The sequence below is a fragment of the Sphingomonas morindae genome (genome assembly GCF_023822065.1).
In the GTDB taxonomy this organism is placed as follows: Bacteria; Pseudomonadota; Alphaproteobacteria; order Sphingomonadales; family Sphingomonadaceae; genus Solisphingomonas; species Solisphingomonas morindae.
In genome coordinates, this window is record NZ_CP084931.1 from 411,887 (window position 1) to 438,739 (window position 26,853).

23 protein-coding genes are annotated in these 26,853 nt (G+C 72.0%); 13 read left to right on the top strand and 10 right to left on the bottom strand.

Annotated features, from left to right (window positions below):
* Positions 1–188: 188 nt before the first annotated feature.
* Together LHA26_RS18530 and LHA26_RS18535 are read right to left on the bottom strand one after the other, a co-directional pair.
* A complete protein-coding gene (locus LHA26_RS18530; protein WP_252168568.1) occupies positions 189–1,061 on the bottom strand; it encodes a type 1 glutamine amidotransferase in 873 nt (290 codons plus the stop codon).
* A 50-nt stretch (positions 1,062–1,111) separates the two neighbouring features.
* Positions 1,112–1,360, bottom strand: a complete 249-nt coding sequence (locus tag LHA26_RS18535) for a hypothetical protein (protein ID WP_252168569.1) — start codon at positions 1,358–1,360, stop codon at positions 1,112–1,114.
* A 270-nt stretch (positions 1,361–1,630) separates the two neighbouring features.
* Here LHA26_RS18535 and LHA26_RS18540 point away from each other — a divergent pair, with 270 nt between their 5' ends.
* Positions 1,631–4,816: a TonB-dependent receptor domain-containing protein gene (locus LHA26_RS18540; protein WP_252168570.1), complete on the top strand. Its 3,186-nt coding sequence runs from the start codon at positions 1,631–1,633 to the stop codon at positions 4,814–4,816.
* Positions 4,817–4,897: 81 nt separating this feature from the next.
* On the opposite strand, the gene LHA26_RS18545 is transcribed toward LHA26_RS18540, so the two are convergent.
* The 3 genes from LHA26_RS18545 to LHA26_RS18555 all read right to left on the bottom strand — a co-directional run bounded on the left by LHA26_RS18545 (position 4,898) and on the right by LHA26_RS18555 (position 8,705).
* Positions 4,898–6,451, bottom strand: a complete 1,554-nt coding sequence (locus LHA26_RS18545) for a carboxylesterase/lipase family protein (RefSeq protein ID WP_252168571.1) — start codon at positions 6,449–6,451, stop codon at positions 4,898–4,900.
* Positions 6,448–7,482, bottom strand: a complete 1,035-nt coding sequence (locus LHA26_RS18550; protein ID WP_252168572.1) for an alpha/beta hydrolase — start codon at positions 7,480–7,482, stop codon at positions 6,448–6,450. Before LHA26_RS18550 ends, LHA26_RS18545 begins: the two co-directional genes overlap by 4 nt.
* A gap of 122 nt (positions 7,483–7,604) precedes the next feature.
* On the bottom strand, positions 7,605–8,705 hold the full coding sequence (locus LHA26_RS18555; protein WP_252168573.1) for a DUF2252 family protein: 1,101 nt from the start codon (positions 8,703–8,705) through the stop codon (positions 7,605–7,607).
* Between the two features lie 47 nt (positions 8,706–8,752).
* Here LHA26_RS18555 and LHA26_RS18560 point away from each other — a divergent pair, with 47 nt between their 5' ends.
* The 3 genes from LHA26_RS18560 (at position 8,753) to LHA26_RS18570 (ending at position 9,922) form a co-directional block, all read left to right on the top strand.
* Positions 8,753–8,893 carry an entericidin A/B family lipoprotein gene (locus LHA26_RS18560; RefSeq protein ID WP_252168574.1) on the top strand — a complete coding sequence of 47 codons (141 nt, stop codon included), beginning with the start codon at positions 8,753–8,755 and terminating at the stop codon, positions 8,891–8,893.
* A 36-nt stretch (positions 8,894–8,929) separates the two neighbouring features.
* On the top strand, positions 8,930–9,316 hold the full coding sequence (locus LHA26_RS18565; RefSeq protein ID WP_252168575.1) for a PRC-barrel domain-containing protein: 387 nt from the start codon (positions 8,930–8,932) through the stop codon (positions 9,314–9,316).
* A 90-nt stretch (positions 9,317–9,406) separates the two neighbouring features.
* Entirely contained in the window at positions 9,407–9,922 is a 516-nt protein-coding gene (locus tag LHA26_RS18570) for a hypothetical protein (RefSeq protein WP_252168576.1), read from the top strand.
* Between the two features lie 37 nt (positions 9,923–9,959).
* Here LHA26_RS18570 and LHA26_RS18575 read toward each other — a convergent pair whose 3' ends face one another.
* Together LHA26_RS18575 and LHA26_RS18580 are read right to left on the bottom strand one after the other, a co-directional pair.
* Positions 9,960–10,328 carry a response regulator gene (locus tag LHA26_RS18575; protein WP_252168577.1) on the bottom strand — a complete coding sequence of 123 codons (369 nt, stop codon included), beginning with the start codon at positions 10,326–10,328 and terminating at the stop codon, positions 9,960–9,962.
* A complete protein-coding gene (locus LHA26_RS18580; protein ID WP_252168578.1) occupies positions 10,325–11,851 on the bottom strand; it encodes a sensor histidine kinase in 1,527 nt (508 codons plus the stop codon). Before LHA26_RS18580 ends, LHA26_RS18575 begins: the two co-directional genes overlap by 4 nt.
* A 192-nt stretch (positions 11,852–12,043) precedes the next feature.
* Here LHA26_RS18580 and LHA26_RS18585 point away from each other — a divergent pair, with 192 nt between their 5' ends.
* Positions 12,044–13,429, top strand: a complete 1,386-nt coding sequence (locus LHA26_RS18585; RefSeq protein ID WP_252168579.1) for an oligopeptide:H+ symporter — start codon at positions 12,044–12,046, stop codon at positions 13,427–13,429.
* An 80-nt stretch (positions 13,430–13,509) separates the two neighbouring features.
* Entirely contained in the window at positions 13,510–14,838 is a 1,329-nt protein-coding gene (locus LHA26_RS18590; RefSeq protein ID WP_252168580.1) for a GntP family permease, read from the top strand.
* Here LHA26_RS18590 and LHA26_RS18595 read toward each other — a convergent pair.
* Positions 14,835–15,626: a hypothetical protein gene (locus LHA26_RS18595; RefSeq protein ID WP_252168581.1), complete on the bottom strand. Its 792-nt coding sequence runs from the start codon at positions 15,624–15,626 to the stop codon at positions 14,835–14,837. The two genes, LHA26_RS18590 and LHA26_RS18595, sit on opposite strands and share 4 nt — an antisense overlap.
* 151 nt (positions 15,627–15,777) lie before the next feature.
* Positions 15,778–16,095 carry an ArsR/SmtB family transcription factor gene (locus LHA26_RS18600; RefSeq protein WP_252168582.1) on the bottom strand — a complete coding sequence of 106 codons (318 nt, stop codon included), beginning with the start codon at positions 16,093–16,095 and terminating at the stop codon, positions 15,778–15,780.
* A 107-nt stretch (positions 16,096–16,202) separates the two neighbouring features.
* Between LHA26_RS18600 and LHA26_RS18605 the strand changes: the two genes are divergently transcribed.
* Positions 16,203–17,303, top strand: coding sequence for an NADH:flavin oxidoreductase/NADH oxidase (locus LHA26_RS18605; RefSeq protein WP_252168583.1), 1,101 nt, complete (start codon positions 16,203–16,205; stop codon positions 17,301–17,303).
* A 9-nt stretch (positions 17,304–17,312) separates the two neighbouring features.
* Here LHA26_RS18605 and LHA26_RS18610 read toward each other — a convergent pair whose 3' ends face one another.
* Complete coding sequence (locus LHA26_RS18610; protein WP_252168584.1) at positions 17,313–17,501, bottom strand: hypothetical protein; 189 nt, start codon at positions 17,499–17,501, stop codon at positions 17,313–17,315.
* 131 nt (positions 17,502–17,632) lie between these two features.
* On the opposite strand from LHA26_RS18610, the gene LHA26_RS18615 reads away from it, so the two are divergent.
* The 6 genes from LHA26_RS18615 (at position 17,633) to LHA26_RS18640 (ending at position 26,845) form a co-directional block, all read left to right on the top strand.
* Positions 17,633–18,676: an SMP-30/gluconolactonase/LRE family protein gene (locus tag LHA26_RS18615; RefSeq protein WP_252168585.1), complete on the top strand. Its 1,044-nt coding sequence runs from the start codon at positions 17,633–17,635 to the stop codon at positions 18,674–18,676.
* 59 nt (positions 18,677–18,735) lie between these two features.
* Entirely contained in the window at positions 18,736–20,259 is a 1,524-nt protein-coding gene (locus LHA26_RS18620) for a sialate O-acetylesterase (RefSeq protein ID WP_252168586.1), read from the top strand.
* A 64-nt stretch (positions 20,260–20,323) separates the two neighbouring features.
* Positions 20,324–20,911, top strand: coding sequence for an RNA polymerase sigma factor (locus tag LHA26_RS18625; RefSeq protein ID WP_252168587.1), 588 nt, complete (start codon positions 20,324–20,326; stop codon positions 20,909–20,911).
* Positions 20,904–21,854 (top strand): FecR family protein, encoded by a 951-nt coding sequence (locus LHA26_RS18630; RefSeq protein WP_252168588.1) that lies wholly within the window; start codon positions 20,904–20,906, stop codon positions 21,852–21,854. The genes LHA26_RS18625 and LHA26_RS18630 overlap by 8 nt, the downstream gene beginning before the upstream one ends.
* Before the next feature lie 69 nt (positions 21,855–21,923).
* Positions 21,924–24,812: a TonB-dependent siderophore receptor gene (locus LHA26_RS18635; protein WP_252168589.1), complete on the top strand. Its 2,889-nt coding sequence runs from the start codon at positions 21,924–21,926 to the stop codon at positions 24,810–24,812.
* Positions 24,809–26,845: a hypothetical protein gene (locus tag LHA26_RS18640; RefSeq protein WP_252168590.1), complete on the top strand. Its 2,037-nt coding sequence runs from the start codon at positions 24,809–24,811 to the stop codon at positions 26,843–26,845. Before LHA26_RS18635 ends, LHA26_RS18640 begins: the two co-directional genes overlap by 4 nt.
* Positions 26,846–26,853: the final 8 nt, after the last annotated feature.

Consider the following 26,853-nt stretch of genomic DNA (forward strand, 5'->3'; position numbering starts at 1 on the left):
TGCCCACGACTCGGCGTAGTGGCCTGCAATAGAGGCTTGCCGGTTGCGTTAATAGATGGATCTGGTCTTTCCCGAGAAAGTCCTCCGCTTGCCGATCGCGCACGGTTTATTCATCAGGATCAATAATCGTCTGTCGCTTGAGGCTGCATTGCCTCTGCTGTTCGGGCACGGCCCCGCCCGGATAGCCGCTAGCCCCGGCCCCGTCGCTGGCGGACGGGTTGGACGAGATGCTCGAGAAAGTTGCGGATCTCGATGCTGCGGCGGCGCGGATCGGTGACTTCGGCGTCGAGACCGAGCCGCCAGGCGAGATCGGCGCGATCGGGTGCGTGGTGCAGCGCCTCGATCCAGGCGGCGTGCGCGCGCACCGCCGCCGGACCGCGCGCCAGCCCCTGCTCGATCAGCGTCCCGGCCTCGCGCCGGAGCGCGGCCGCCACCTCGAACAGGCTGATCTCGGGATGATATTGCACGCCCCAGAACAGCCCCGCGCCGCACCGGATCGCGGCCGCCTGGACGGTGCTGACGCCGTTGGACGCGAGCAGCACGGCGCCCTCGGGCAGCGCCTCCACCTCGTCGCCATGGATGGCGGGCGCATCGAAGGCCGGCGGACGACCCGCGAGCAGGGGATGATCCCGCCCCTCGGCGGTGGGGTGGATGCGGCGCGCGAAGCCCGCCTCGCGCCGCGCCGCCATCGCCCGCACCCGCCCGCCGGCGGCGACGGTGGCGATCTGGAGCCCCGCGCACGAGCCGAAGCTGGGCGTGCCGGACGCGAAGACGGCGCGCATGAAGTCGATGACGCGGCGGTTTTCCGGGCGGTCCTCGTAGAGATGGAGCGGCGAGCCGGTGAGCAGCACGCCATCCACGGCGTCCAGCCCCAGGCCCGGCGGCAGGGCGGCGTCGCCATCGGTGGGCGCGACGCGGATCAGCCGCGCGTCGGGCGCGATCGCCGCCAGCTGCGCTTCATAGGTTTCGCCGGCGCTGCGGCCGACGGACTGGCGCCGCTTCTCGCGCGCCTGGGCGGGGCCGGTCTCGGCGATGAGCAGGGTAAGCGTCTTGTCGGGCACGCACGGTCTCGCGCTGGGAGGAGGAAGGTTTTGGGGCAGGCTGCGGACGATCAGCGCGGCGGTCGCAATCGCGCAGCGAGCGCGAGACCGGCGGCGAGCTGCACCGCGCCATAGAGGCGCCGGCGCCCGGGCTTGCCGGCAAAGGGGCGGACCAGCGCATCCACCGCCGCGCTGCGCGAACGCCAGAGATCGACATGGCGGCGCGGCTGGGCGAGGCCGAGCAGCCCATCGCCGATCATGAACAGCGCGGCCATCTCCGCCGTGCGGCGAAGCGCGGTGCTGCGATCCTGTGCGGTCATGTCCATCTCCTGCTGCCGCGCGCCAACGCGCGAGATGGCCCGAGCGGTGCGGATGGGCGTGCGCGCGCCGCCGCCGCCGCGCGGAGGAGCGCCGACGCGGCGGATCCGGTCAACCTCGTGGCTTTTCGGCAACACACCTCGTTCAAAGCTCCGTAGCCGTGCCGGATAAGCTTTACGAAGGATGAATGAAGCGCTTCGGTCCCCCCATCGTCCGCTGGGGGGCAGGCCAAGGGTTCATGGCTTGAGCGGACTGCGTAGGGAGTAGCCGCCATGTTGCGTTTTCGTTCAAGTTTCGGCCGCCGTGCGCGGCTGATCGTCGCCGCCTTGCCGCTCGTCCTGCCGGTCGTCGTCCACGCCCAGGCGCCGGCGCCGGACCCGCAATCGCTGGATGCGCCTGCCCCGGCGGCGCCCGCCGGCACGACGCCGACCCAATCGACCCCCGGCGTCGCGGCGGGGATCACCGGGCCGGCCGTGCAGCAGCAACAGGCCGAGACCAGCGGGCGCGATCAGGAGATCATCGTCACCGGATCGCACATCGCGCGGCCGACGCTGCGATCCCCGATCCCAGTCACCACCCTGTCCGCCGCCGATCTCACGCGCAGCGGCAACACCAATCTCGGGGACGCGCTGGTGCGGCTGCCCGCGCTCAGCACCAGCTTCAACCAGGCCGGCTCCACCGCCTTTATCGGCACCTCGGGGCTCAACATCCTCGATCTGCGCTCGCTCGGCCAGTCGCGCACGCTGGTGCTCGTCAACGGGCATCGCCACATCACCTCGCAGGAAGGCGAGTTCCTCGTCGACATCAACACCATCCCCAATGATCTGGTGGATCGCGTGGATGTCGTGACGGGCGGCAGCTCGGCCGCCTATGGCTCCGATGCCATGGCCGGCGTCGTCAACTTCGTGCTCAAGCAGAATTTCGACGGCCTCAGCGCCAACGCGCAGGGCGGCGTCTCCAGCCACCATGATCGCGGCAACTACAAGCTGTCCGTCACCGCCGGCAAGAATTTCGCCGAGGGGCGCGGCAACATCGCCGGCTCGTTCGAATATGACAGCTCCAGCCTCGTCACCTATGCCGATCGGCCGGGCCTGACCGGCGCCTTCGCCGGGCGGCGCCAGTTCCAGCTGGTCGACGATCCCACCGCCGACAACACCAATCCGGATCGCGTCTTCCTCCAGGGCGTGCGCAGCCTCGGCTATGCCGATGGCGGCAATTTCACCGCCTATAACGGATCGAGCATCCGCTCCTGCGCGGGCGCGCCGAGCACGGCCTGCCTGCCCAACGGCTTCCCGCGCATCTTCCTGTTCAACTCGGACGGCTCGCTGCGCGAGGCCAATTACGGCACCGATTTCCGGCCGGTCGGCTCGGGCAACACGCTGGGCGGCGACGGCTCGACGCTGAACAACACCGGCACGCTCCAGCCCTCGTACAAGCGCTACATCGCCAATATTCTTGGCCATTTCGACGTGTCGGAGGCGTTCCGCCCTTATTTCGAGGGGAAGTTCGTCCGCACCCAGAGCTTCAACCAGGGCACGCCGACCTTCTCGCAGGGTGGCGACCAGGGCCTGGACGCGGACGGCATCCCCTTCGCGCCCACCAACTATCTGAGCTACACGCCGATCGCGCTCGACAACGCCTTTCTCACGCCGCAGGCGCGCAGCGTCATCAGCGGGCTGTTGCCGGCCGGCGCCAACTACTTCAACCTCAACCGCAACAATGTCGATCTCGGCACGCGCGACGAGGCGGACCGGCGCGATACCTGGCGGGTCGTGGTGGGTGCGCAGGGCACGTTCAACGACGACTGGCACTATGACGTGGCCTTCAACTACGGCCATCTGAAGACCCGCAGCACCTTCTACAACAACCGCATCGAGCAGAATTTCTACAATTCCATCGATGCGGTGCGCAACGCCGCCGGCGATATCGTGTGCCGCATCAATCAGGCCAGCGTCACCGATCCGGCCTGCGCGCCGATCGACCTGCTCGGCGCGTTCGGCAGCCAGCAGACGGCGGCGCAGCGCCAGGCCGCGCTCGACTATTTCAACACCACCTCCTACCGGCGCGGCGCGGCGAGCGAACTCGACATCACCGCCAACATCACGGGCGACAGCTCGCAGCTGTTCGAGCTGCCGGGCGGCCCGGTGCGCTTCTCGATCGGCGGCGAATATCGCCGCGAGAAGGCGCATTATGCCTATGACGAGCTGGTCTCGAGCGGGCAGACCTTCCTCAACGCCATTCCGGACTTCCGGCCCCCCGCCTTCGCGGTGAAGGAGGCCTATGGCGAGCTGGATCTGCCGGTGCTCAAGAATATCCGCTTCGTGGACGAGCTGTCGCTGAACGGCGCGGTGCGCGTATCGGACTTCAAGGGCTCGGCCGGCACCGTCTACGCCTATAATGCCGGCGGCATCTATGCGCCCGTGTCGGACGTCCGCTTCCGCGTGAACTATTCACGCTCGGTCCGCGCGCCCACCTTGGGCGATCTCTACGCCTCCAACTCGATCAACTATGCGGGCGTCGACGACCCCTGCGACGTCAACTTCATCAACAAGGGCTCGAGCACCCGCGCGGCCAATTGCGCGGCGGCGGGCGTTCCGGCGGGCTTCGAGAATGCGGTCACGCGCTCGAGCCGGCTGCAGATCCTCTCCGGCGGCAATCCCGACCTGCAGGTCGAGAAATCCCGCAGCTGGACCTATGGCGTGATCCTGCAGCCGCGCATGATCCCGGGCCTGGTGGTGACGGTCGATTACTACGACATCAAGATCAACCAGGTCATCTCCTCGGTCGACGCGCAGACCATTTTGAACGGCTGCTACGACGCCGCCTCGCTGAGCAACGCCTTTTGTTCGCTCATCAACCCGCGCAATGGGGATGGCAGCTTCCAGCAGCCGGCGCTGCTCCAATCCTCGCTCAACTTCGCCGCCGAGCGCGCCAAGGGCATCGATCTCGATGTCGCCTATAATCATCGCTTCGGCGCGGACGACAATCTCGCGCTGCGCTTCATCGGCAATTGGAACCGCTTCCGCACCGACTATCCCTATGTCGACGATCCCAGCCGGCCCAGCCCGGTCAAGGGCACGCTCGGCCAGCCGGCGTTCCAGTTCAACGCCAACGCCGACTACACGCACAAGAAGGTGACGATCGGCTATACGCTGCGCTTCCTCGGCAAACAGTCGATCGCCAGCTACGAGACGCAGCATGTCGTCGCCGGGCTGGATGGCACGCCCTATGATCCCTATTATGCGGATCGCGTGAACTATCCGAATGTCTTCTACCATGATATCCGGGCCACGGTGCAGGTGGACCGGCGCTTCAGCCTGTATGGCGGCGTCGACAATGCCACCGATCGCAAGCCGCCCTTCGGGCTGCTCGGCAATGCAACGGGCTATAATAACTTCGATACGATCTACGACAATGTCGGCCGCTTCTTCTATGTGGGCGCGCGCGTGAAGATCTGACGCGCGCACCCCCGCGCCACGCCGCCCGCTCCGATCGGGGGTGGGCGGCGCGGCCGGGGACCCGCCATCGGCCGCGCCGGATCAGCGCGGCGGCGGCAGCAGCGCGTCGAGCCGACGCAGCCGATCGAGCGCCAGCGGCGCGGCCGGCCGCGCCAGGCCCGCCCGGAACAGCAGCGCCGCGCCGTTCGCCCGATAGGCGGGCCAGCGCGCCAGCCCCGGCGCGTTCGGATCGCCGGTGCGGGCGAACTGCACCCAATAGCGTTGCATCCGCTCGGCCTGCGCGCGATCGGCGGCGGGCCAGCGCCCGGCCGGATCGTTATTGCCCCAGACATAGCCAAGCTCGTCCGAATGGATGGCGCCGGGCGTGCGGCGGCCATCCAGGCCGGGGGGCGGATTGTCGAACTGGTAGAGCCAGGCCGGCGCCGCGCCCGGGCGCCGCCGCGCCTCGGCGACGCTCCAGCTGCGCCAGCCGAAATCGGTATCGCTCAGCAGCGCGCGGGCGGCGGCGGTGGCATCGGCGCCGGCGGCGGGATAAAGCCGCGCCCAGGTGGCGGCGCGCGGCCCGAAGCGCGCGCGCAGCTGCGCGGCGAAGGCGGCGGCGCCGGTGCGCGGCACGAAGCGCGCCGCCTCGTCGCTGTTCCAGCCGAGCAGGATCGGCACGCCGAGATCGCGCCCCTGCCGGTAGCGCGCGGTGATGTCGCCGGGCACCAGCACGCCATCGATGCCGGGCGCGGTGACGCGGCGCGGCGCGGTGACGCTGGCGGCGACGATCGCGCGCACCGGCAGCGCGCGCAACGCCGCCGCCGTCGAGGCGCCGAGCCGCCGTCCGAAGGCGAGGCCGGCGGCCTCGGCGGCGGCGCGCGCGGCGGCGGGGCTGGCGCCATCGGGCAGATCGAGCGCCGAGGGGCTTTCGAAGATCGCTTTGGCGACCAGGCCGCGCGCCGCCGGCGCGGTGGTGACGAGCAGCGCCGAGCCCCCTCCGGCGGACTGGCCGAACACGGTGATGTTGGCGGGATCGCCGCCGAAGCGCGCGATATTGGCGTGGACCCAGGCGAGCGCGGCGATCTGATCGCGCAGCCCGTAATTGCCGGAGACATGATCCGCCGCCTCGGCGCTGAGCGCGGGATGGGCGAGATAGCCGAGCGCGCCGAGCCGGTAGTTGATCGTCACGATCACCACGCCGCGCCGCGCGAGCGCGGTGCCTTCATAGGTGGATTGCGAGCCGGCGCCGGCGGTATAGCCGCCGCCGTGCAGCCACAGCATCACCGGCAACCGCGCCGCCGGCTGGGCGCGCGGGGTCCAGATGTTGAGGGTGAGGCAATCCTCGCTCGTGGAGTCGAGATCATGGCCCGCCCAATCGACCGGCGCCTGCGGGCAGACCGGGCCGAAGCGCGTGGCATCCCGCACGCCCGGCCAGGATGCGGGCGGCGCCGGCGGCCGCCAGCGACGCGCGCCGATGGGCGGGGCGGCATAGGGAATGGCCTTGAAGCGCAGCACGCCGCCGGCCGCCGTGCCGCGCACCAGGCCCTGCGCCACGCGCACGATCGGCGCGGCGGCGGCGGCGGGCGGCGCCGGTGGCGGCGGCGGGGCGGCGCCGGCCAGCGTGCCGGCGGCGAGCAGCAGCACGGCCTTCATGCGCCCGCCCCGCGCGGATAATCGCGCCACAGCCAGGCCAGCGCATCGGGCAGGGTCTGCGCGATCACATCGCCATCGACATGGCCGGCATCGGCGGCGAGCAGCGCGCGCACGTCATAGCCCCGCGCGCGCAGCGCCGATACCAGCCGGGCATTGGCGAGCGGCCAATTATGGTAGGTCTCCTCCGGATCCTGCCAGTGGAGATCGCGCTCGCCCACTTCCATCCAGATGCGGATCGGCTTGCGCGGCTGGCCCGGCACGAGCCGCGCGGCATAGTCCCAGGCGCCGTGCGGGGTCGCGGGATCGGGCGGCGACGCCTGGTTCACGAAGGTGCCCGAATAGCTCAGCACCTTGCCGAACCATTCGGGGTGGAACCAGGCCATGGTGAAGGCGGCGGCGGCGCCCGAACTGCCGCCCATGGTGGCGCGCCCGGCGGGATCGTCGGTGAAGCGCACGCCATAGAGGCGGGTAACGCGCGGCAGCACCTCCTGCTGCACGAATTCGGCGTAGCGCGGCGAGACGCTGTCATATTCGAGCCCGCGCTCTGAGCCCTGCGCATCGCCCCCGCCGGACTGGATCATCACCGCCACGATCGGCGGCACCCGGTGCGCGGCGATCAGCCCGTCGAGCGCGGCGGCGACGCGGGCGGCATAATCGCGCCCGTCCTGCACCACCAGCAGCGGCGCCGCCACGCCGGGCCGATAGCCCGCCGGAATATAGACGAAGACCTCGCGGCGATAGGGCCCCGGCACCGAGGTGTCGGCGAGCGGCGCGGCGACGCGATTGCCATAGGGGTCGCGGCGGCGGGTCGCCTCGCTGTCGCGCTGGCGGATGCCCGGAAAGAGGCGGCTCTCCTCGGATCGCATCAGGAAGCTACGCAGCACGCCGCGCGGCGCGGTGGCGCGCGGCGCCATCTCCGGCGCATCGCGATAGGGCGGCGCGATCCGCTCCATGATCGGCGGCGGCGGCGCGGCGGCGATCAGCCCCGCGCCGAGCAGCAGCATCCAGTCCGGCCGCGCGCCTGATCGCATCCTCCGCCTCTCCCCTTGGCCGCGTGGCGCGGCTGCGGGGATCATCCTGCGCGCCCGCGCGCCTTCTGCCAAGTGGTTGCGAACACATGAGAATGCGAAGGCACGCGGGGGGGCGGCGCCGGTCAGGCGAAATCCTCGAAATCGGTCCGCAGCGCCGCCGCCGCCGCGCGCACCGGCGCGCGCAGCCAATCGGCATCGCGGCCCGCGACATCGGCGCGCACCGCCTCGAGGCGCGCGGCATCGCCGGCGTGGCAGCAGGCGATCTCGGCGCCCATCAGCCGCAGCATCGGCGCCGAGAAGAGCAGATCGCCGGCATCGCCGACCTCGACCTTGCGGCTGTTGGGCGAGAGGCGGCGCACCACCAGCCCATCCGCGACGCGGTAATGGGGATCGACCGCGCGGGTGGCGGCGCCCGCGATCGCCGCCGCGCGCGGCGGCTCGGTGCGCGCCTCGGCGAATTGCGTCCAGGCGGAGGGCAGGATCGGCTTGCACTCGCGCACCACCGGCGCGCCGCGCCACAGCGCGAGCGCGGCATAGCGCGGGCGGCCGAGACTGCCGGTGCCGGCGGTACGCGCGAAGGCGGCGAAGGCGAGGCCGGGCTCGGGCATGGCGGCGGCGAGGGCCGCGCGGTAGTGCGGCGGCACCGGCTCGTCGGCGCGGTCGAGCCGCGCCCACCATTTGGCGCGCGCCTTTTCGGGCAGGAGGATGGCTTCGCGCAGCCAGCCATGGTCGCGCTCGAGGATCACCGGCGCCGGCGCCGCCAGCCCTTCGGCATAGCCCTGCCAGATCGCCTTGCAGACCGGCCCCGCCGAGCCGGAGCCGTGGCCGAGCAGCGCGGAGACGGCGAGGCGGACCAGATCGAGCGGATAGGGCATGACCGCCGCCTCGTCGAAATCATTGACGCCCCAGACCAGGCGCCCCTCGGCGTCGCGCCAGGTGCCGAAATTCTCGAGATGCGTGTCGCCGATGGCGAGGATGGGGGGCGCGGTCATCAGCTCGGGCAGCAGCGTCGGCGCGCGTTCCGCCCAGCGCCAATAGCTGGCGCGCAGAAAGGGAAAGGCACCCTCGCGCATGCGATCATGCTTGGCGGCGAGATCGGCCGCGACCACCGCGCCCGGCAGCTGCGCCGCCAGCCAGGCTTCGTAGCGCCGCACCGATTCCGCGATCGGCGGCACGCCATCCGCCGCCGCCCGCCGTTCCTGGCCCGATCCGTCCACGCTCATGCAACCCTCCGCCGGCTCGCGCTTTTCACAGATCAAGGAGATTGAAGATGCGCAAGACCAAGATGCTCACCCTCGGCCTCATGCTCGCGCCCGCGCTGCTCGCCGGGTGTAACACCGTGGCCGGCGCCGGCAAGGACGTGTCGTCGGCCGGGCGTGCCGTGACCGGCGCCGCCGAGCCGGTGCGCTGACCCCCGCCCCCCGACCCTTCTAACCCGCGAGAGACCATGGACGCCACCAGCGAACCCACCAGCCTGCTCGTCAATGCCCGCACCGACGGGCTCAAGGTGCGCACCCGCGACGGCGACGCGCTGGGCAGCGTGCATGCGCTGATGATCGACAAGCGCGCCGGCCAGACCCGCTTCGCGATCCTCGCGATCGGCGGCTTTTTGGGCATGAACAAGAGCTTCTACCCACTGCCCTTCGAGCTGATGCGCTATGACGGCGCGGCCGACGATTATGTCGTCACGACCGATCGGCGGGTGTTGGAAGGCGGGCCGAGCTGGGCGAACAACGCGCCGGACTTCAACCAGGCCTATGCCGACCGGGTCTCAAGCTATTACGGCGTGGCCTCCACCAACGTGGATGCCAGCGAGCCCGGTCCGACGCTCTAAGCCACTCGAAAAGCACGATTATATCGCGGCTTGACGAATAGGATTGCGGCCGCCATCTCACCCCCCGGGCACAATTCCGGGGGGAATGGGATGCGCGGCGGCTTCTGGGTGATGGCGATCTTCGCGACCGGCTGGGCGGTGGCGGGGCTGCACGCGGCGGGCTTTCCGCCGATCGCGCTGGCGGTGCCCGTGCTGATCTCGCTGCTGATCCTCGCCGCCGCGCATGCGCGCCCCCAGCCCGCGACCCAGGGCACGCCGCAGCGCGGCCGGACGATCGCGCGCTGGAGCCTGGTGGAGGGCGCGGCCATCGCCGCCGCCGCCATGCTCCTGCCGCGCCTGCACCATCGCGACGCGCTCTTCCCCGTGGTGGCGCTGATCGTGGGCGCGCATTTCCTGCCGCTCGCGCGCGCGCTGCCGGTGCGGCTCTACTATGCCACGGGCTTGGGGCTGATGCTGATCGGCCTGATCGGCTTCGCGCTGCCCGCGCCGATGCGGCCGCTGGCGGTGGGGCTGGGCGCGGCGGCGATGCTGTGGGGCACGGGGCTGGCGCGGCTGATCGCCCCCGCCGCCCCGACCGCGACCCAGGCCCCGACTGCGCCGGCCTGAGCGCCGCCTGGCGCCCGGGCGCCGCGGGCGTGGCGGCTCAGCCCCGGCCGACCAGGGCGGCGAGGCGGCGCACCAGGGCCATCAGCACCAGCGGCTTCTGGAGGTGCGGCGCATCGCGATGGCGGGGATCGCGCTCCTCGGGATCATAGCCGCTGGCGAAGAGAAAGGGGATGGCGCGCAGGGCGAGCGCATCGGCGACGGGATAGACCGGCTCGCCCGCGAGATTGACATCGAGCACCGCGACATCGGGCGCCGGGCCGGCGGCGAGGCAGGACAGGGCCGCCGCCACCGAGGGGGCCGCCGCGATCACCTCCGCGCCCTGCTCGACAAGCGCGCGCGACATCTGACGCGCGAGGATGAACTCATCCTCCACGATCAGCACGCGCACCCCGGCGAGCGCGCTCATGCCGGCGCATCCGGCGCGGTGGCGGCGCGCGAGAGCGGCAGCTCGATGACGCAGCGCAGCCCGTCGGCGGCGAAGCCGAACTGGACGCGCGCGCCCAGCTGATAGGGCACCGCCTCCTCGATCAGCTCGCGGCCCTGGCCGCTGCGGCCGGCATGATCGGGAATGCGCACGCCGCGCTCCGTCCAGCTGATGCGCAGCCAGGCGCGGGTGTCGCCGGCCGGCCGGAGCAGCTGCCAGGCGATGGCGAGCCGCGCGCCGGGCTGGCTGAGCGCGCCATATTTGGTGGCGTTGGTGATAAGCTCGTGGAGCGCGAGCGCGAGCGTCTGGATGCCGCTGGAGCGCAGCGCCACCGCCGGCGGACCATCCAGCGAGACGCGGCCATCCTCCTCGGGCAGCGCGCCGAAGGCGCTGAGTTCGGAGCGGAGCAGCTCGTCGAAGCCGATCCGCTCCAGCCCCTCGAGCCGGGAGAGGAGATTCTGCACGCGCGACAGCGCTGCGATCCGCGCCGAGAAGCTGGCGGCGAACGCCTCGAGCCCCGTGCTCGAGGCCAGCGTGCTCTCGGCGATCGCCTGCACCACGCCCATCAGGTTGCGCGTGCGGTGCTGAAGCTCGCCGATCAGCATCTGCAGCCGCTGCGCCGTCTCGCGCTCCTCGGTGACATCCTGGGTGATGCCGCCGATGCGGCGGACCACGCCATCGGCGTCGCGCAGCGGAAAGGCGGTGTTGCGGAACCAGCGCGTGCCGGTGCGGCCGGGCAGGCGGACGCGAAAGCTGTGCGTGCGCTGATGGCCCTGGCGCACCTCGCGGATCGCATCGGCGGCGGCGGCGCGATCCTCGGCGACGATGGCCTCGATGATCGCCTCGATCCGCGCGGGATCGGACACGTCGCCGCCGCCGGCATCCTCGCCGAACAATTTGCGCAGCGGCGCGCCGAGAAACTCGAACTCGCGCGTCTCGACATTGCGCAGCCACAGAATGTCCGACGACGCCTCGGCGAAATCGCGCAGCCGCGCCTCGCTGGCGCGGAGCGCGGCTTCCATGCGCCGGCGCTCGGTCGTCTCCTCCACCACCGCGCCGATGCCGACAATCTCCGCGCCCGAGCGGATCGGGAAGAAATGCTCGGTCCAGCTGCGCGCGCGCGAGGGCGCGGCCGGGGTCTGGCCGAAGACCTCGACATCGTGCCAGGCCTCGCCGGTGGCGAGGATCTCGCGCCAGCGCGCCATCAGCGCGTCGAGCCCCTCGATCCCGGGCAGAAGCTCCTTGGGCGTGCGGCCGATATGCGCCTCGGGGCTGAGGCCGTTCATCTCCGCGAGGCTGGCATTGACGCGCACGAAGCGCAGATCGCGATCCCAGATGGCGAGGCCGAGCGGCGCGGCGCTGAACAGCGCATCGAGCGCGGCGGCGGGGCTGGGGGTGGTGGCGACCCGGCGATCGCGCAGCGCGTCGGTGACGGCGGCGCGCAGCGGCTCGGACCAATGCTCGACGGGGCCGAGCGGGGTGTGCGACCAATCGAACGCGATCACTGATCCGGCCCCGGCCGCTGCACGCCACACCCCTTGCGCGCCGAATGGCCGGCGCTTTTGTGCCATCCTAGCAGGTCCGCCGCCGCTGCCAAGCTAAGTGGCTATGATCTTGTCTTAATCAGCATCAGCGCCGGCGCGCTCGGGCGGCGCCGACGCTTGACCGTGGCGGCGGTCCGTATACGATATATCGCCATGACGCACGTCGCGCCAGAGGCCCGGGCGGCCTCCCCGCTCCCCGCCCCGGCGCCCGCCGGGGGCCACCCGCCGGGCCTTGCCGTGCTGGCGCTGACCGAGACATGGGAGCGTTTCTCCTTCTACGGCATGCAGGCGCTGCTGCTGCTCTACCTCGCCACCGAGCTGCTGCCGGCGCGGCAGGACGCGCGCGTGCTGGGGCTGGCGACGCTGCGCCGCGCGATCGGCGCGGTGGCGGGCCCGCTGCCCGACGCGGCGCTGGCGGCGCAGATCTTCGGCCTCTATGCCGGGCTCGTCTATCTCACGCCGCTGGCGGGCGGGGCGATCGGCGACCGCTGGCTGGGGCGCCGCGCCACGGTGACGCTGGGCGCGCTGCTGATGGCGGCGGGGCATATGCTGCTGATCGCGCCCGCCGGCGTGCTGATCGGGCTGGGGCTGCTGATCCTCGGCTCGGGGTGCCTCAAGGGCAATATCGCCACCCAGCTGGGCGCGCTCTACCCGGCCGCCGATCCGCGCCGCGAGCGCGCCTTCCTGCTCTTCAACCTCGGCATCAACGCCGGCGCCTTTGCCGGCCCGCTGCTGTGCGGCGCGATCGCCGCCGCCGCCGGCAGCCATGCCGGCTTCGGCGCCGCCGGTGTCGCGATGCTGATCGGGCTGGCCGTCTACCGGCTCGGCGGCCGCGCGCTGCCGCCCGACGCGCCGCGCCGCCCCGCGCCGGCGCGGCGGCCGCCGATCGGCGCGGCGGGCGATGGCCGGCGCATCGCCGGGCTGATCGCGCTGATGGCGCTCGCCCTGCTCTACAATATCCCGTTCGGCCAGGGCTATGCCATGCTGCCCCTGTGGGTGGCCGAGGCGGTGGACCGGCGCGTGGGCGGCCATGACGTGCCGATCGCCTGGTATCTGGCGAGCGACGGGCTGGTGACGATGGCGGCGACGCCGCTGGTGCTGGCGCTCGTGAAGGCGCAGGCGGCGCGGGGCCGCGCGCCGGGCGCCGCCGCGCGGATCGCGACCGGCTGCGCGCTGCTGGCGGCGGCCGATCTGCTGCTCACCGCGCTCGCCGCCGCGAGCGGCGGCGCGCACCGCCTCGGCGCCTTCTGGCCCTTCGGCTATTTCCTGCTCGCCTCGACCGGCTATCTGTTCGTCATGCCGGTGCTGCTGGCGGAGGTTTCACGCGCGGCGCCGGCCCGCGCGACGGCGACGCTGATGGGGCTGGCCTATGCCGGCCTGTTCGTCGCCAATCTGGCGGCCGGCTGGCTGGCGCGATTCTATGCGCCGCTCGGCCCCGCGCGCTTCTGGGCGCTGCAGGCGGGGCTGGCGGCGGCGGGCGCGCTGATCGGCGGCGCCATGGCGCTGGCACGGCGGTATCGCCCGCGCCGCCCGGGCTGAGCACCCGGGACCACGGTCCGGCTTGCGGGCGGCGGCGGCGCTTGTCATGCACCCCCGCCAGGCATCGGGAGACGGACTAGGTGATAGTGGGGGCGATCGGCGCGGCGATCGGGCTGCTGGTGCTGCTGGTGGTGGGGGTGCGCGCGCCGCCCTTCATCGCCTTCGTGCTCGCCGCGACGCTGGCGGCGCTGCTGCTCGGCATTCCCCCCGCCCATATTCCCGCCGCGATCGAGAAGGGCATTGGCGACATGATCGGCCCGATCGTGGTGCTGATCGTGCTGGGCGCGCTGTTCGGCCGGCTGATCGCCGACAGCGGCGCGGCGCGGCGCATCGCCGATGCGCTGATCGCCCTGTTCGGCCAGCCGCGCCTGCCGCTGGCGATGGCGGCGACGGGGCTGCTGGTGGGCATTCCGCTGTTCTACAATGTCGGCTTCGTGCTGATGGTGCCGCTGATCTTCTCGGTGGTGCGGCGCGCGGGGCTGCCCGCCGTCTATGTCGGAGTGCCGCTGCTCGCCGGGCTCTCGATCGCGCACGGCTTTCTCCCGCCCCATCCCTCGCCGACCGCGCTGGTCGCGCAATTCCATGCGGATTTCGGCCGGACGCTGATCCTGGGCCTGATCGTGGGGGTGCCGACGCTGGCGATCGCCGGACCGCTCTTCGCGATGACCCTTAAGCGGATCGCGCCCGCCGGGCCGGTGGCGGGGCTGACCGAGGCGGGCGGCGCGGCGGCCGAGGCCGAGGCGCGGCCGCTGCCGGGGCTGGTGGCGAGCTTCGCCTGCGCGCTGCTCCCGGTGGTGCTGATCGCGGGCGCGACCGCGCTGGCGGCGCTGCCGCTGGCGCCCGGCACCCAGGCGGCGATCGCCTTTCTCGGCCATCCGGACATTGTGCTGCTCGTCGCCATCCTCGTCGCCATGGCCGCGCTCGGCCCCGCCTCGGGCCTGTCGCTGGCGGCGATGATGGAGGGCTTCACCGCCGCGATCCGCGACATCGCGCCGATCCTGCTGATCATCGCGGGCGCGGGCGCGCTCAAGGAGGTGCTGGTCGAGAGCGGCGCCGACAAGAGCCTGGCGGCGGGGCTGATCGGCCTGCCCGTCTCGCCGCTGCTGCTCGGCTGGCTGCTGGCCTGCGTGATCCGCGTCGCGCTCGGCTCGGCGACGGTGGCGGGGCTGACCGCCGCCGGGCTGATCCAGCCGGCGCTGGCGGGCAGCGGCGTCGATCCCAGCCTGATGGTGCTGGCGATCGGCGCGGGCAGCCTGATGTGCAGCCATGTGAATGATTCGGGCTTCTGGATGTTCAAGGAATATTTCGGCCTCAGCCTGCGCGACACTTTCCGCTCCTGGTCGCTGATGGAGACGCTGGTCGGGCTGTTCGGGCTGGTGTTCGTGCTGCTGCTCTCGGCCTGGCTCTAGAGGCGGGGCGCCGGCCTGGCCCAGGGCGGGGGCGGGAAGGCCAGCGGCGGCTGCGCCGCGCCGGGTGATCCGGCGGTGACCGCGCGGTAGAGGGCCGGCCCGAGCGGGCTGAAGCTGATCGCGTTGGCGGCCACCACCATCGCCAGCATCGCCCCGACGCCCCATCGCCAGGCGGGGTGGATACGGCCATGCGCGCGCGCGTCGTGGATCATGCCGGCGAGCGGGAAGAGCAGCGCCAGCCCGAACACCGCCTCGCCCGTAAAGGGGATCAGCAAGGGGCTGGGGATGAGCCTGCCGATCGCCGGCGCGAGCAGGATCGACATGCTGCAGAACATCAGCCGGCGGTGCCACAGCGTCCTGCGCCGCATCGCGATCGCCGCGGCGGCGAGCGCGGCGGACACATAGAGGGAGAGCGGGTTCATCACGGTGAAATAGGCGGGCTGGAAGAAGAAGGGCACGTGCAGCGTCCGGACCGAGACGATGGTGACATAGGTGCCCATGACCAGCATCGCGGGGATCCAGACGAGCGCGATCCAGCCGAGCCGCCGGTGCAGCGCGAGGCGATCGGAACCGGCGAGCAGAGTCTGCACCAGATAGAGAAGTGTCCAGCCGAAGAAGAAGAAGGCGTGGATATGGAGGAAGATGGGAACGCGGAAGCTCGACCGTCCCATGGCCAGCTGGAAGGAGAAGCCGGCGAAGACCAGCAGCGTCATGATGATCGCCGAGGCGACGAAGAAACGCTGTTCGCCGCGCCATGTCGATCGGTTTTCGAGCGCAATCGTTGCCATCAAACCAGCCCCCCGCTGATGGAGGGCGATGCATAGCAGTTTCTTGGCGGCCGGGCATCTGCTTTTGGCGCGCGCGGCGCCGGGACGTGCGGACTGTGTCGGCGCCGGCGAACGACTAGGGAGATGAGCGGGTTACGCCTTGCGCCCCGGTTCAGGCGGCGGCCGCGGCGGGAGGGGCGGCGGCGTAGGCGGCGAGGATGGCGTCGAGCAGGCCGGGGAAGCGGCGATCGAGATCGGCACGGCGCAGCGTGTTGACATGGCTGGTGCCGGCGGTGCGCGTATGGACCAGCCCGGCGCCGCGCAGCACGCGAAAATGGTGCGACATGCTCGATTTGGGGCGATCGCCGTTGAGCGCGGCGCAACTCGCCTCGCCCTCCGCGAGCTGCGCGACGATGGCGAGGCGCACCGGATCGCTGAGCGCCTGGAACAGGAGATCGAGCCCGACCGTCTCGATCGCGGGGTGCTGCATGGTCCTCACCCGCGCGGGCGTAGCACGGATCGCGCGGTCGCGCTATTGTACGGTGGTATTCGAACTATTAAACTGGTAGGACGCGCGTCGATCCCCAAGGAGGCTCCATGTCCGCCCTCTTCTCTTCCTACACGCTCAAATCCGTCACGCTGCGCAACCGCATCGCCGTCTCGCCCATGTGCCAATATATGGCCGAGGGAGACGGGCTGGTGAACGACTGGCACCGCGTCCATTACGAAGGCCTCGCGCGCGGCGGCGCCGGGCTGGTGGTGGTGGAGGCGACCGGCGTTTCGCCCGAGGGCCGCATCACCCCGGGCGATCTCGGCCTGTGGACCGACGCGCAGGGCGCGGCGCTGCGGCCGATCGTCGCGGCGATCAAGCGCTGGGGCGCGGTGCCCGGCATCCAGATCGGCCATGCCGGACGCAAGGCCAGCGCCAACCGCCCCTGGGAGGGCGACGATCATATCCCCGAGGACGATCCCCGCGCCTGGCAGCCGATCGCCCCCTCCGCCCTGGCCTTTGGCGGTGGCCTGCCGCGCGTGCCCCGGGCCATGACCGAAGCGGATATTGCCCGCGTCCAGGCCGATTTCGTCGCCGCCGCCACGCGCGCGCGCGACGCCGGCTTTGAATGGCTGGTGCTGCACTTCGCCCATGGCTATCTGGCCCAGAGCTTCTGGTCCGACCATTCCAACCAGCGCGCGGACGGCTATGGCGGCAGCGCCGAGGCGCGGGGCCGCTTCCTGCGCGAGACGCTGGCGGCGGTGCGCGCGGTGTGGCCGCAGGACAAGCCGCTGACGGCGCGCTTCGGCGTGCTCGAGTTCGACGGGCGCGACGAGGCGCAGCTCGCCGAATCGATCGCGCTGCTGGGCGCGCTCAAGGCCGGCGGGCTCGACTTCATCGATGTCAGCATCGGCTTCTCGACGCCGCAGGCGACCATCCCCTGGGGCGCGCATTTCCTGGCGGACATCGCCGCGCGGGTGCGCCGCGAGACCGGCCTGCCCGGCGCCACCAGCTGGTATATCAGCGGCGCCGAGGAGGCCGAGCAGCTGATCGCGGAAGACCGGCTGGATCTGGTGATGCTCGGCCGGCCGCTGCTCGCCGATCCGCACTGGCCCTATGCCGCCGCGCGGACGCTGGGGCTGGAGGAGGCGGCGTGGACGCTGCCCGCGCCCTATGCCCATTGGCTGGCGCGCTATCGCACCGCCTGAGCCCGGCGGTCAGCGCCCGGGGCGCGGCGGCGGGCCCTCCACCTGCGCCGCCGCCGGGCGCGGGCCGGGCGCCGCCGTCGCCGCCGCCGCCGGCCGGACAGGGGGGCGTCCACCCTCGCCGGCGCGCGCGCCGCGCCGCTGCAAAAGCTCGCGACGCATCCGATCCTCGGTTGCGGTGTCGTGCTGGTTCAAGCGCATGATCGTCTCCATCGACAGGCCCGGAGGCTGGGCTCGCGGCGCGGGAGTCGCACTCACCTAGGTCAGGCGCAGGGCGCTGGCCTCGTCGCCCCGGCCATGGCATGAGGCCAGCCGAGTTCGGGGAGAATGGAATGGCGCATCAAGGACTTGACCGGCGGTCGCTGATCGCCGCCGCGGCCGCTTCGGCGCTGCTGCCGGGCGCCGCCACGGTGCGCGCCGCCGCCCCCGCCGCCGCGACGCGGCCCCGCATCCGCCGCCTCGCCGCCGGGCTCGACCGCATCCTCGCCGCCGACGCGCCGGTGACGCTGGTGATGGACAAGATCGCCTGGGCCGAGGGGCCGCTCTGGATCGACGAGGCGGGCGCGCTGCTTCTCTCCGATCCGCCCGCCAACATCCTGCGGCGCTGGCGGCCGGGCGGCGGCGTCGAGATCCTGCTCCAGCCCTCGGGCGCCGGCGGCACCGATCCCACGCTGGTGCGCGAGCCCGGATCGAACGGGCTGGCGCGCGACGCCGCCGGACGGCTGCTGATCGCCAATAGCGGCGGCCGCTCGGTGGACCGGATCGCGATCGACGGGCGTGGCCCGCGCACCGTGCTGGTGGATCGCTACCAGGGCCGGCGCTTCAACAGCCCCAACGACATCGCGGTCGCGCGCGACGGCGCGCTCTATTTCACCGATCCGCCCTATGGCTTTGTCGATCCGGACCATTCGCCGCTGCGCGAACTGGCGTGGAACGGCGTCTACCGCTGGCGCGCGGGCGGCGAGGCGGTGCTGATCGACAAGGCGCTGACCCGGCCCAACGGGATCGGCCTCTCGCCCGACCAGACGCGTCTCTATGTCTCGGTGTCGGATGCGGCGGCGCCGCGGCTGATGGTGTATACGCTGGATGCGCGCGGCGGCGCGGGCGACCGGCGCGTGCTGGTGGCCGAGGCGGCGATGCCCGGACGCGGCGGCCCGGGCCTGCCCGACGGCCTCAAGGTGGCGCGCGACGGCACGCTGTTCTGCGCCATGCCGGGCGGCCTCACCATCCTCAGCCCCGAGGGCGAGCCGCTGGGGATCATCGCGCATGACCGCGCCATCGCCAATTGCGCGATCGGCGAGATGGGCCGCGCGCTGTTTCTGGCCGCCTCGGACAGCGTGTTCCGCGTGCCGCTGGCGCCCGGCTATCGCGGCTGAGCCTTGCGCGGGGCGCTGGCGCGGCTAGCGTCTGCAAGAACAAATCTTTGGGAGGACGCATGAAATTCGGCCTGTTCACGGCGCTGGCGGCAGCGCTTTCGGCGCCTGCGGCGGCCGAGCTGCGCGTGCCGCATCTCTTTTCCGATCATGCCGTGCTGCAGCGCGACCGGCCCCTCCATGTCTGGGGCTGGGCGACGCCGGGCGCGCAGGTGACGGTTTCGCTCCACACGCAGCAGAGCCGCGCCACCGCCGACCGGCTGGGCCGCTGGGACGGCTGGCTGATGCCCGAGCCCGCCGGCGGCCCCTATGACCTCACCATCACCGGCGACGGCGCCGAGGGCAGCCGCCATTTCGCCGACATCATGATCGGCGATGTGTGGTTCGCCTCGGGCCAGTCCAACATGGAGATGCCGCTGGCCGGCTTTCCGCCCTCGGCCCATGTCGCCCATGCGGCGGAGGAAATCGCCCATGCCGGCAATCCGCGCATCCGGCTGCTGCGGATCGATCATCGCAGCAGCCCCTTCCCGCTCGACGATATCGAGGCGGGCTGGACGCCAAGCACGCCGGACACGGCCAAGAGCTTTTCCGCGATCGGCTATTTCTTCGCCCGCGAGATCGCGGCGCGCGAGCATGTGACGGTGGGCGTGATCGATTCCGCCTGGGGCGGCACGCCGGCGGACAGCTGGGTCTCGATGGAGGCCTTCGGCGCCGATCCGCGCCTGCTCCCCGCCTTCGCCGCCCGCGCGCGGCTTGCCGAGGACGAGACGCGCAAGGACGCGCTGCTCGCCGCCGAGGCGCGCGAGGACGCCGCCGCGCGCCAGGCCGGCCGCCCGGTGCCCGCGCATGACTGGCATCCGCCGCAGGAAAGCTGGACGCCGGCCGGCCTGTACAACGCCATGGTCGCGCCCTTCACCGGCTATCAGATCAAGGGCGTGCTCTGGTATCAGGGCGAGACCAACAGCAAGGTCGACCGCGCGCCCTTCTATGCCGATCTGTTCCAGGGGCTGATCACCGACTGGCGCCATGGCTTCGGCCAGGGCGATTTCCCCTTCCTGTTCGCGCAAATCTCCAGCTTCGATTCGCCGCGCGAGAATTGGGGCATGGTGCGCGACGCGCAGCGCCGCGCGCTCGGCCTCGCCAACACCGCCATGGCGGTGACGACCGATGTCGGCGATCCCACCAATGTCCATCCCAGCGACAAGCAGACCGTGGCCGCGCGGCTGGCGCGCGCCGCGCGCGGCCTCGCTTATGGCGAGGCGATCGCCTACCAGCCGCCGCTCTATCGCCAGCTGAGCGGGGTGCCGGGCGGGCTGCGCGTGTGGTTCGACCATGGCGAGGGGCTGACCAGCCGGGGCGCCCCCGTGACGGGCTTCGAGATCGCCGGCGCCGACCATCGCTTCGTGCCCGCCACCGCCCGGATCGAGAAGGACAGCGTGGTGGTGACGGGCGCCGTCCCCGAGCCCGTCTATGTCCGGTACAATTGGAGCAATGTGACGCCGGGCGCGCTCTACAACGCCGCCGGCCTGCCCGCCTCCACCTTCACCTCCGAGGAGCGGATCGCCGGCCATCTCGCTTTTCCATGACCGCGCGCCGCCGCCTGGGTGACGGAAAAGTCTTTCCGGTGCATCTGCTTGGCCAGAGGTGTGGATGGACGCGAACAAGCGGTTGATCGGCTGGGTGGGGCGGCATGTGCTGCCCCATGAACGCGAGCTGCGCGGCTGGCTGCGCGCCGCCTTCCCCCAGGCCGATATCGACGATGTGGTGCAGGAGGCCTATTGCCGCCTCGCCGCGCTCGACGCGGTCGATCATATCGACGATCCGCGCCGCTATTTCTTCCGCACCGCGCGCAACGTGGTGCTGGAGCAGGTGCGCCGCACGCGCGTGGTGGCGATCGACACGGCGAGCGGCCTCGCCGAGTTCGAGACCGCGCTGGCCGAGGACAGCGTCTCGCCCGAGCGGATCGTCGCCGGCCGGCGCGCGCTCGCCCGGGTCGAGGCGCTGATCGCCGGCCTGCCCGACCGCGCGCGCCAGATCCTGCGCTGGCGCAAGATCGACGGCCTCGCCCAGCGCGAGATCGCCGAGCGGCTGGGGCTGACCGAGCATGTCGTCGAGAATGAGGTGGCGCGCGGGCTGCGGCGCGTGCTCGACGCGATGACCGCCGAGGAACGCGCCGAGCTGCCGCGCCGCACCCGCCGCCGTCCCGCCCGCCCCCAGCTGCGAGAGCATCATGATTGACGAACGCGCCTGTCTCTGGGTCGCGCGGCTGGACCGGGGCCTGAGCGCCGCCGAACGCGCCGCGCTGGAAAGCTGGCTGGCCGCCGATGGCCGGCATCGCGGCGCCCTGCTGCGCGCCCAGGCGGCGATGAGCCTGCTGGATCGCGGCCGCGCGCTCTCCGGCGGCGAGGCCGAGCCCGAAGCGGGCGCGGGCGCGGGCGCGATCGCCCGGCCCGATCGCCGCGCCGCGCTGCGCCTCGGCGGCGGCGCGCTCGCCGCCTCCTTGGTCGCGGCCCTGGGCTGGCGCGCCTGGCCGCGCGGCCGCCGCATCACCACCGCGATCGGCGAGATCCGCCATCTGCCGCTCGACGACGGCTCGGTGGCGGTGGTGAACAGCGGCAGCCGGCTCGTCGTCGCCTTCCGGCCGGAACGCCGCGCGATCGCGCTGGCGCGCGGCGAGGCCTGGTTCCAGGTCGCGCACAACCGCGCGCGGCCCTTCGTGGTGCGCGCGGGCGATGCCGAGATCGAGGCGGTGGGCACCGCCTTCGATGTCCGCCGCGACGGCGACGCCACGGAGGTGACGGTGACCGAGGGCGTGGTGCGGATCACCGCGCCGGGCGCCGCGCCGCGCCTGCTGGCGGCCGGCGATCAGGCGCGGATCGGCGCCGATGGCGTGGCGATCGCCGCGCTGGCGCCGGGCGCGAGCGATCGCCGCCTCGCCTGGCGCGAGGGGCGGATCGTGCTCGACGACACCAGCCTCGCCGCCGCCGCCGCCGAGTTCAACCGCTATCATGACGATCAGCTGGTGGTTGACGAACGCCTCGCCGCGCGCCGCGTGGTCGGCTGGTTCCAGACCGACGATCTCGAGGGCTTCGCCCGCGCCGGCGCGGCGATGGTCGGCGGCCGTGTCGACCGCGTGCCGGGCGGCTGGCGGATCGTTCCGAAAAATTCTTCTCCCGGCTGACGGAAGTCCGCCGGCCCCGCATCTTACCGGTACGCGTCATGAGAATGCGCGATCGATCGAAGGGGAGAGATGATGCGCCTGTCCGGCACGCCCGTTTTCGGGCTGGTTTCCGCTACCGCCCTGGCCATGGCCAGCCTCGCGCCCGGCGCGGCCCAGGCCCAGGCGCCCGCCGCGCGGCGCAGCTTCAACATGGCGCCCCAGCCGGCGGACAAGGGGCTGGTGCGCTTCGCCCAGCAGGCCGGCATCCAGATCCTCGCGCCCGCCACCGCCACGCGCGGCGCGCAGCTGGGCGGCCTGCGCGGCCAGTTCACCGTGGAGGAAGGGCTGCGGCGGCTGATCGCGCCGAGCCGGCTCCACCTCGTCTCGTTCGACGGGCGCACCGCCGTGCTGACCGGCGACGACAGCGCCGCCGCGCGCCCGGCGCCGGGCTTCCGCACCGTCGCCTTCCAGAACGCGACGCCGCCGGTGGCGGCCCCCGCGGGCGCCGGCGCCAGCCCCGCGCCCACCAGCCCGCCCGGCGCGGAGCCCGCCGCCGAGGCGCCGGCGCCGATGGAGGAGATCATCGTCACCGGCAACACCTCGGGCCGCCGCACCGTCTTCACCTCCTCGTCCAACGTCACGCTCGCCAACACCGCCGACATCCAGCGCAAGGCGCCGCGCTCGACGGCGGACGTGCTGGAGCTGGTGCCCGGCGTGTTCGTGGAAGGCACGGCGGGGCCGGTCTCCAACAATTATTCGGTGCGCGGCCTGCGCGGCGGCGGCCAGACCTTCATCGCGCTGGAAGAGGACGGCATGCCGATCCTCTATGGCGGCGCGGGCGCGGACATCTATTTCCAGAACGACATCACCATCGACCGCGTCGAGGCGGTGGAGGGCGGCACGTCGGGCGTGCTGGCGGTGAACGGCGCCGCCGCGACGATCAACTTCATCTCGCTCAAGCCCAGCTTCACCAAGCCGGTGGCCTCGGTGCGCTTCACCGGCACCACTTATGGCGATTACCGCGCCGACGGCTATTTCTCGGCGCCGCTCACCGACAGCCTCGCCTTCAGCCTGGGCGGCTATGTCGACAGCACGCGCGGCGTGCGTAGCTCGCCCTTCATCTACAATACCTATCATGTGAAGGCGATGCTGGAGAAGCGCTTCGCCGGCGGCGGCTTCGTGCGGCTGACGGCGCGGCGCGGCGACGAGCATGATCCCTATTATGCCGACATGCCCTTCGCCGTCTCCTCGAGCGGCAAGATCGGCGGCGTGCCCGGGCTCGATCCCAAATATGCCAATATCGGCGGCCCGGGCTTCGCCAATATCCTCGTGCCCGACAGCTGCGCGACCGGCGCCTGCCAGCGCCGCTTCAGCCTGAGCGAGGGCATCCACACCCGCACCAACCAGATTCGGCTCGATCTCGAGGCGCCGGTGACCGACGGCGTGACGCTGTTCGCGCGCGCCCGCTATCTGGACGCCTATTTCGATTTCAACGGCATCTTCGCGGGCAGCGGCGCGGGCACCGCCGGCCTCGCCAGCGCCAGCGCCTATCTCGATCCCGCCCGCTCGCCGATCGCCGGCTTTCTCGGCCAGGGGCTGGTCGCCTTTCCCGGCACCACCCAGTTCGGCATTCGCGACACGCGCACCGGGCGGATCATCCCCGCCTCCGACACGGCGACGCTGAACGCGCTCAACGGCAACGGCCTGCTCCAGCAGACGGTGCTCAACCACCAGACGGTGAAGACGCGCGATTTCGGCAGCGACTTCGGCGCGCGCTGGGACGCGGACATGGGCGCGCTCGACAATTCGCTGACGGTCGGCGGCATGGTCTACAATGTCCGCCGCTACAACGACCAGTCCGGCGTGGCGACGCTGATCAACGACGTGACCGACCAGTCCAACATCTACGACATCGTGGCGCTCGGCGCGAACGGCGCGCCGCTCGGCCAGCTCTCGAACAACGGCATGATCAGCTACGGCAATTGGGGCCAGGGGGTGTTCAAGGACGAGGTCACCTCGGTCTCGGGCTATTTCAACGACGAACTCAAGATCGGCACGCGCCTGCATGTCGATTTCGGCGCGCGCTACGAGCGCCAGCATGTCCGCGTGGATATCGGCGACACCGCGCCGGTGAACCAGCCCGTGCCGGCGGGCACGCCCGGCATCGTCGCCGATGTCGGCAGCACCTTCGCGGGCACCTATACCCGCCAGTCCGCCACCTATGACGATTGGGCCGCGACCGCCGGCGTCAACTATACGCTCACCGACAATATCGCCCTCTATGCCCGCTATGCGCGCGGCTTCCAGACCTTTGGCGGCGATACCGGCGGCACCCACAAGCCCTCGGACCTGACGCTGTACGAGGGCGGCGTGCGCTTCCAGAGCCGCTATCTCTCGGCCTCGGTGATCGGCTTCCGCACCATCTTCAAGAACCAGTCCTACCAGTTCATCAACCCAGACAATCCGGCGGTGCAGGCGAACGCGCTCGCCAACAACAAGACGAGCGGCGTGCAGTTCGACGCCAGCCTGAAGCCGGTCTCCTTCTTCAGCCTGACCGGCCAGGGCGTGTACCAGGATCCCAAGCTCAACAATCTGCGCTTCGATGGCGTCGCCCAGCCGCAATATGAGGGCAATACGCCGGAGCGGACGCCGAAACTGCTCTTCACCCTCACCCCGGCGGTGATCCTGCCCGACAATCGCGGCGAGATCTATCTGCGCTACAAGCATATCGGCAAGATCTACGCCGATAGCGGCAACGGCGTGGCGCTGCCGAGCTATGGCGTGATCACCATCGGCGGCAGCTTCAACGTGACGCCGCGCGTCAATGTCAATGTCAGCGTGGACAATCTCACCAACGTCAACGGCTTCACCGAAGGCAATCCGCGCCAGGGCCAGACCCAGTCGATCGTCGGCGGCTATTTCTACGGTCGCAGCATCGTCGGCCGCAACGCGCTGGTCAGCATGACGGTCAAGCTGTGAGGCGCGGCCGGCGGGCGGGCGTGCTGGCGGCGGCGGTCGGCTCGGCGGCGGCGCTGATCGGGGCCGCCGCGCCGCCGCCGGGCGATGCGCGGCGCGAGGGCCTGAACCTCAACGCCTTTGTGCAGCAGGGCCCGGTCGCGGCGCATATCGTGCTGCGCGACGGCACCGCGCCGCGCCTGCTCATAGCCTTTCCCGCCGGCAATAGCGGCGTGGCACTGTGGTTCGCGCCGCTCGCCGCGCCGGCGCGCTGGACGCTGACCGCGCCCGCGCGGCCGGTGACCGAGGCCGACGCGCAGGGCCGCGCGATGCACGGCGTGCGCTTCACCGTGCGCATCGACGCGCCGGCCCTGCGGCTGCGCCAGGCGCTGCTCACCAGCGTGCGCGTGCTGCGCGACTATCAGGCGCTCGGCACCGCTCCCGCGATGGTGACAAGCCCCGCGCGCCAGACCGGCGACACGCTGCGCTGGCAGCGCGACCGGCTGGACGGCGCCCCCGGCTACGCGCTGGCGGCGCGGGTGACGGGCGGCCGGCTGGTGGCGCCCGACATGATCCGCGCCGATGCGCAGGGCGGCATCACGCTGGACATCACCGCGCTGACCGGGGAGATGCCGCTTACCCCCTTGCCCACCGCCGATCTGCTCACCGCCGCCGCCAATCCCGATCCCGCCGCGCGCGCGGCGCTGGGCTTCCTCTCCTATCGCGAGAAGTTCCTGGCGGGCTCGTGGCGCTTCAACACCTATTTCGGGCGCGACACGCTGCTTTCGCTGCGGCTGCTGCTGCCGGCGCTGCAGCCGGGCGCGGTGGAGAGCGGGCTCGGATCGGTGCTGGCGCGGCTCTCGCCCGAGGGCCGGGTGGCGCATGAGGAGGATATCGGCGAGTTCGCGATCCTCGACCATCTCAAGCAGGACGGGACGCGATCGGCCGCGCCCGTCTATGACTATCGCATGATCGACGGCGATTTCCTGCTCGCGCCCGTGGCGCGGGCCTGGCTGCTCGACGATCCGCGCGGCGCCGCCCGCGCGCGCGCCTTCCTCGCCACGCCGATCGACGGGACGCCGGCGGGCGCCGCGCTGGTGCGCAACCTGCGCTTCGCGCTCACCCGCGCCGCCGCCTTCGCCGCCGCGCCCGCGCCGGCGCGGCTGATCGGGCTGCAGCCGGGCGTGCCGGTGGGCGAATGGCGCGACAGCAATGACGGGCTGGGCGGCGGCCGCTATCCCTATGACGTGAACGCGGTGCTGGTGCCCGCCGCGCTGGAGGCGGCGGCCGCGCTCGATCGCGCCGGGCTGCTCGCGGCCTATTATCAGCCGGGCGACGCGGCGCTGTTCGCGCGCGCCGCCGCCATGGCCGCGACCTGGCGCGACGCCGCGCCGCCGCTGTTCGCGGTGACGGTGCCGGCGGCCGCGGCGCGCGCGGCGGCGGCGCGCTTCGCCGCCGCGCAGGGCGTGCCCGCGCCCGCCATGGCGGGGCCGCTGCGCTATCATGCGATCGCGCTCGACGCCGCCTATCGGCCGGTGCCGATCCAGAACAGCGACGAGGGCTTCGCGCTGCTCTTCGGCACGCCCGACCCCGAGCGACTGGCGGTGGCGCTGGATACGCTCGGCCGCCCCTTTCCGGCGGGGCTGATGACGGGCGCGGGGCTGCTGGTGGCCAATCCCGCTTTCGCGCCGCCCGCGCTCCAGGCCAAGTTCGGCGCCAATGCCTATCACGGCATGGTCGTCTGGTCGTGGCAGCAGGCGCTCGCCGCCGCCGGCCTCGCCCGCCAGCGCGCGCGCACCGATCTGCCCGCGCCGCTGCGCTGCCGGCTGGTGGCGGCGGAGACGGCGCTGTGGCGCGCGATCGACGCGACGCGCGCGGTGCAAAGCTCCGAACTCTGGTCGTGGCGCTATGCGGACGGCACCTATGCGGTGGTGCCGTTCGGGGCGCGCGGCAAGGACGCCGACGAATCCAACGCCGCGCAATTGTGGAGCACCGTCTATCTCGCGCTCCATCCGCCCGCCGCGGCGCCGACTTGCCCCGGCGGCGCGAGCCGCTAGAGCGGAGC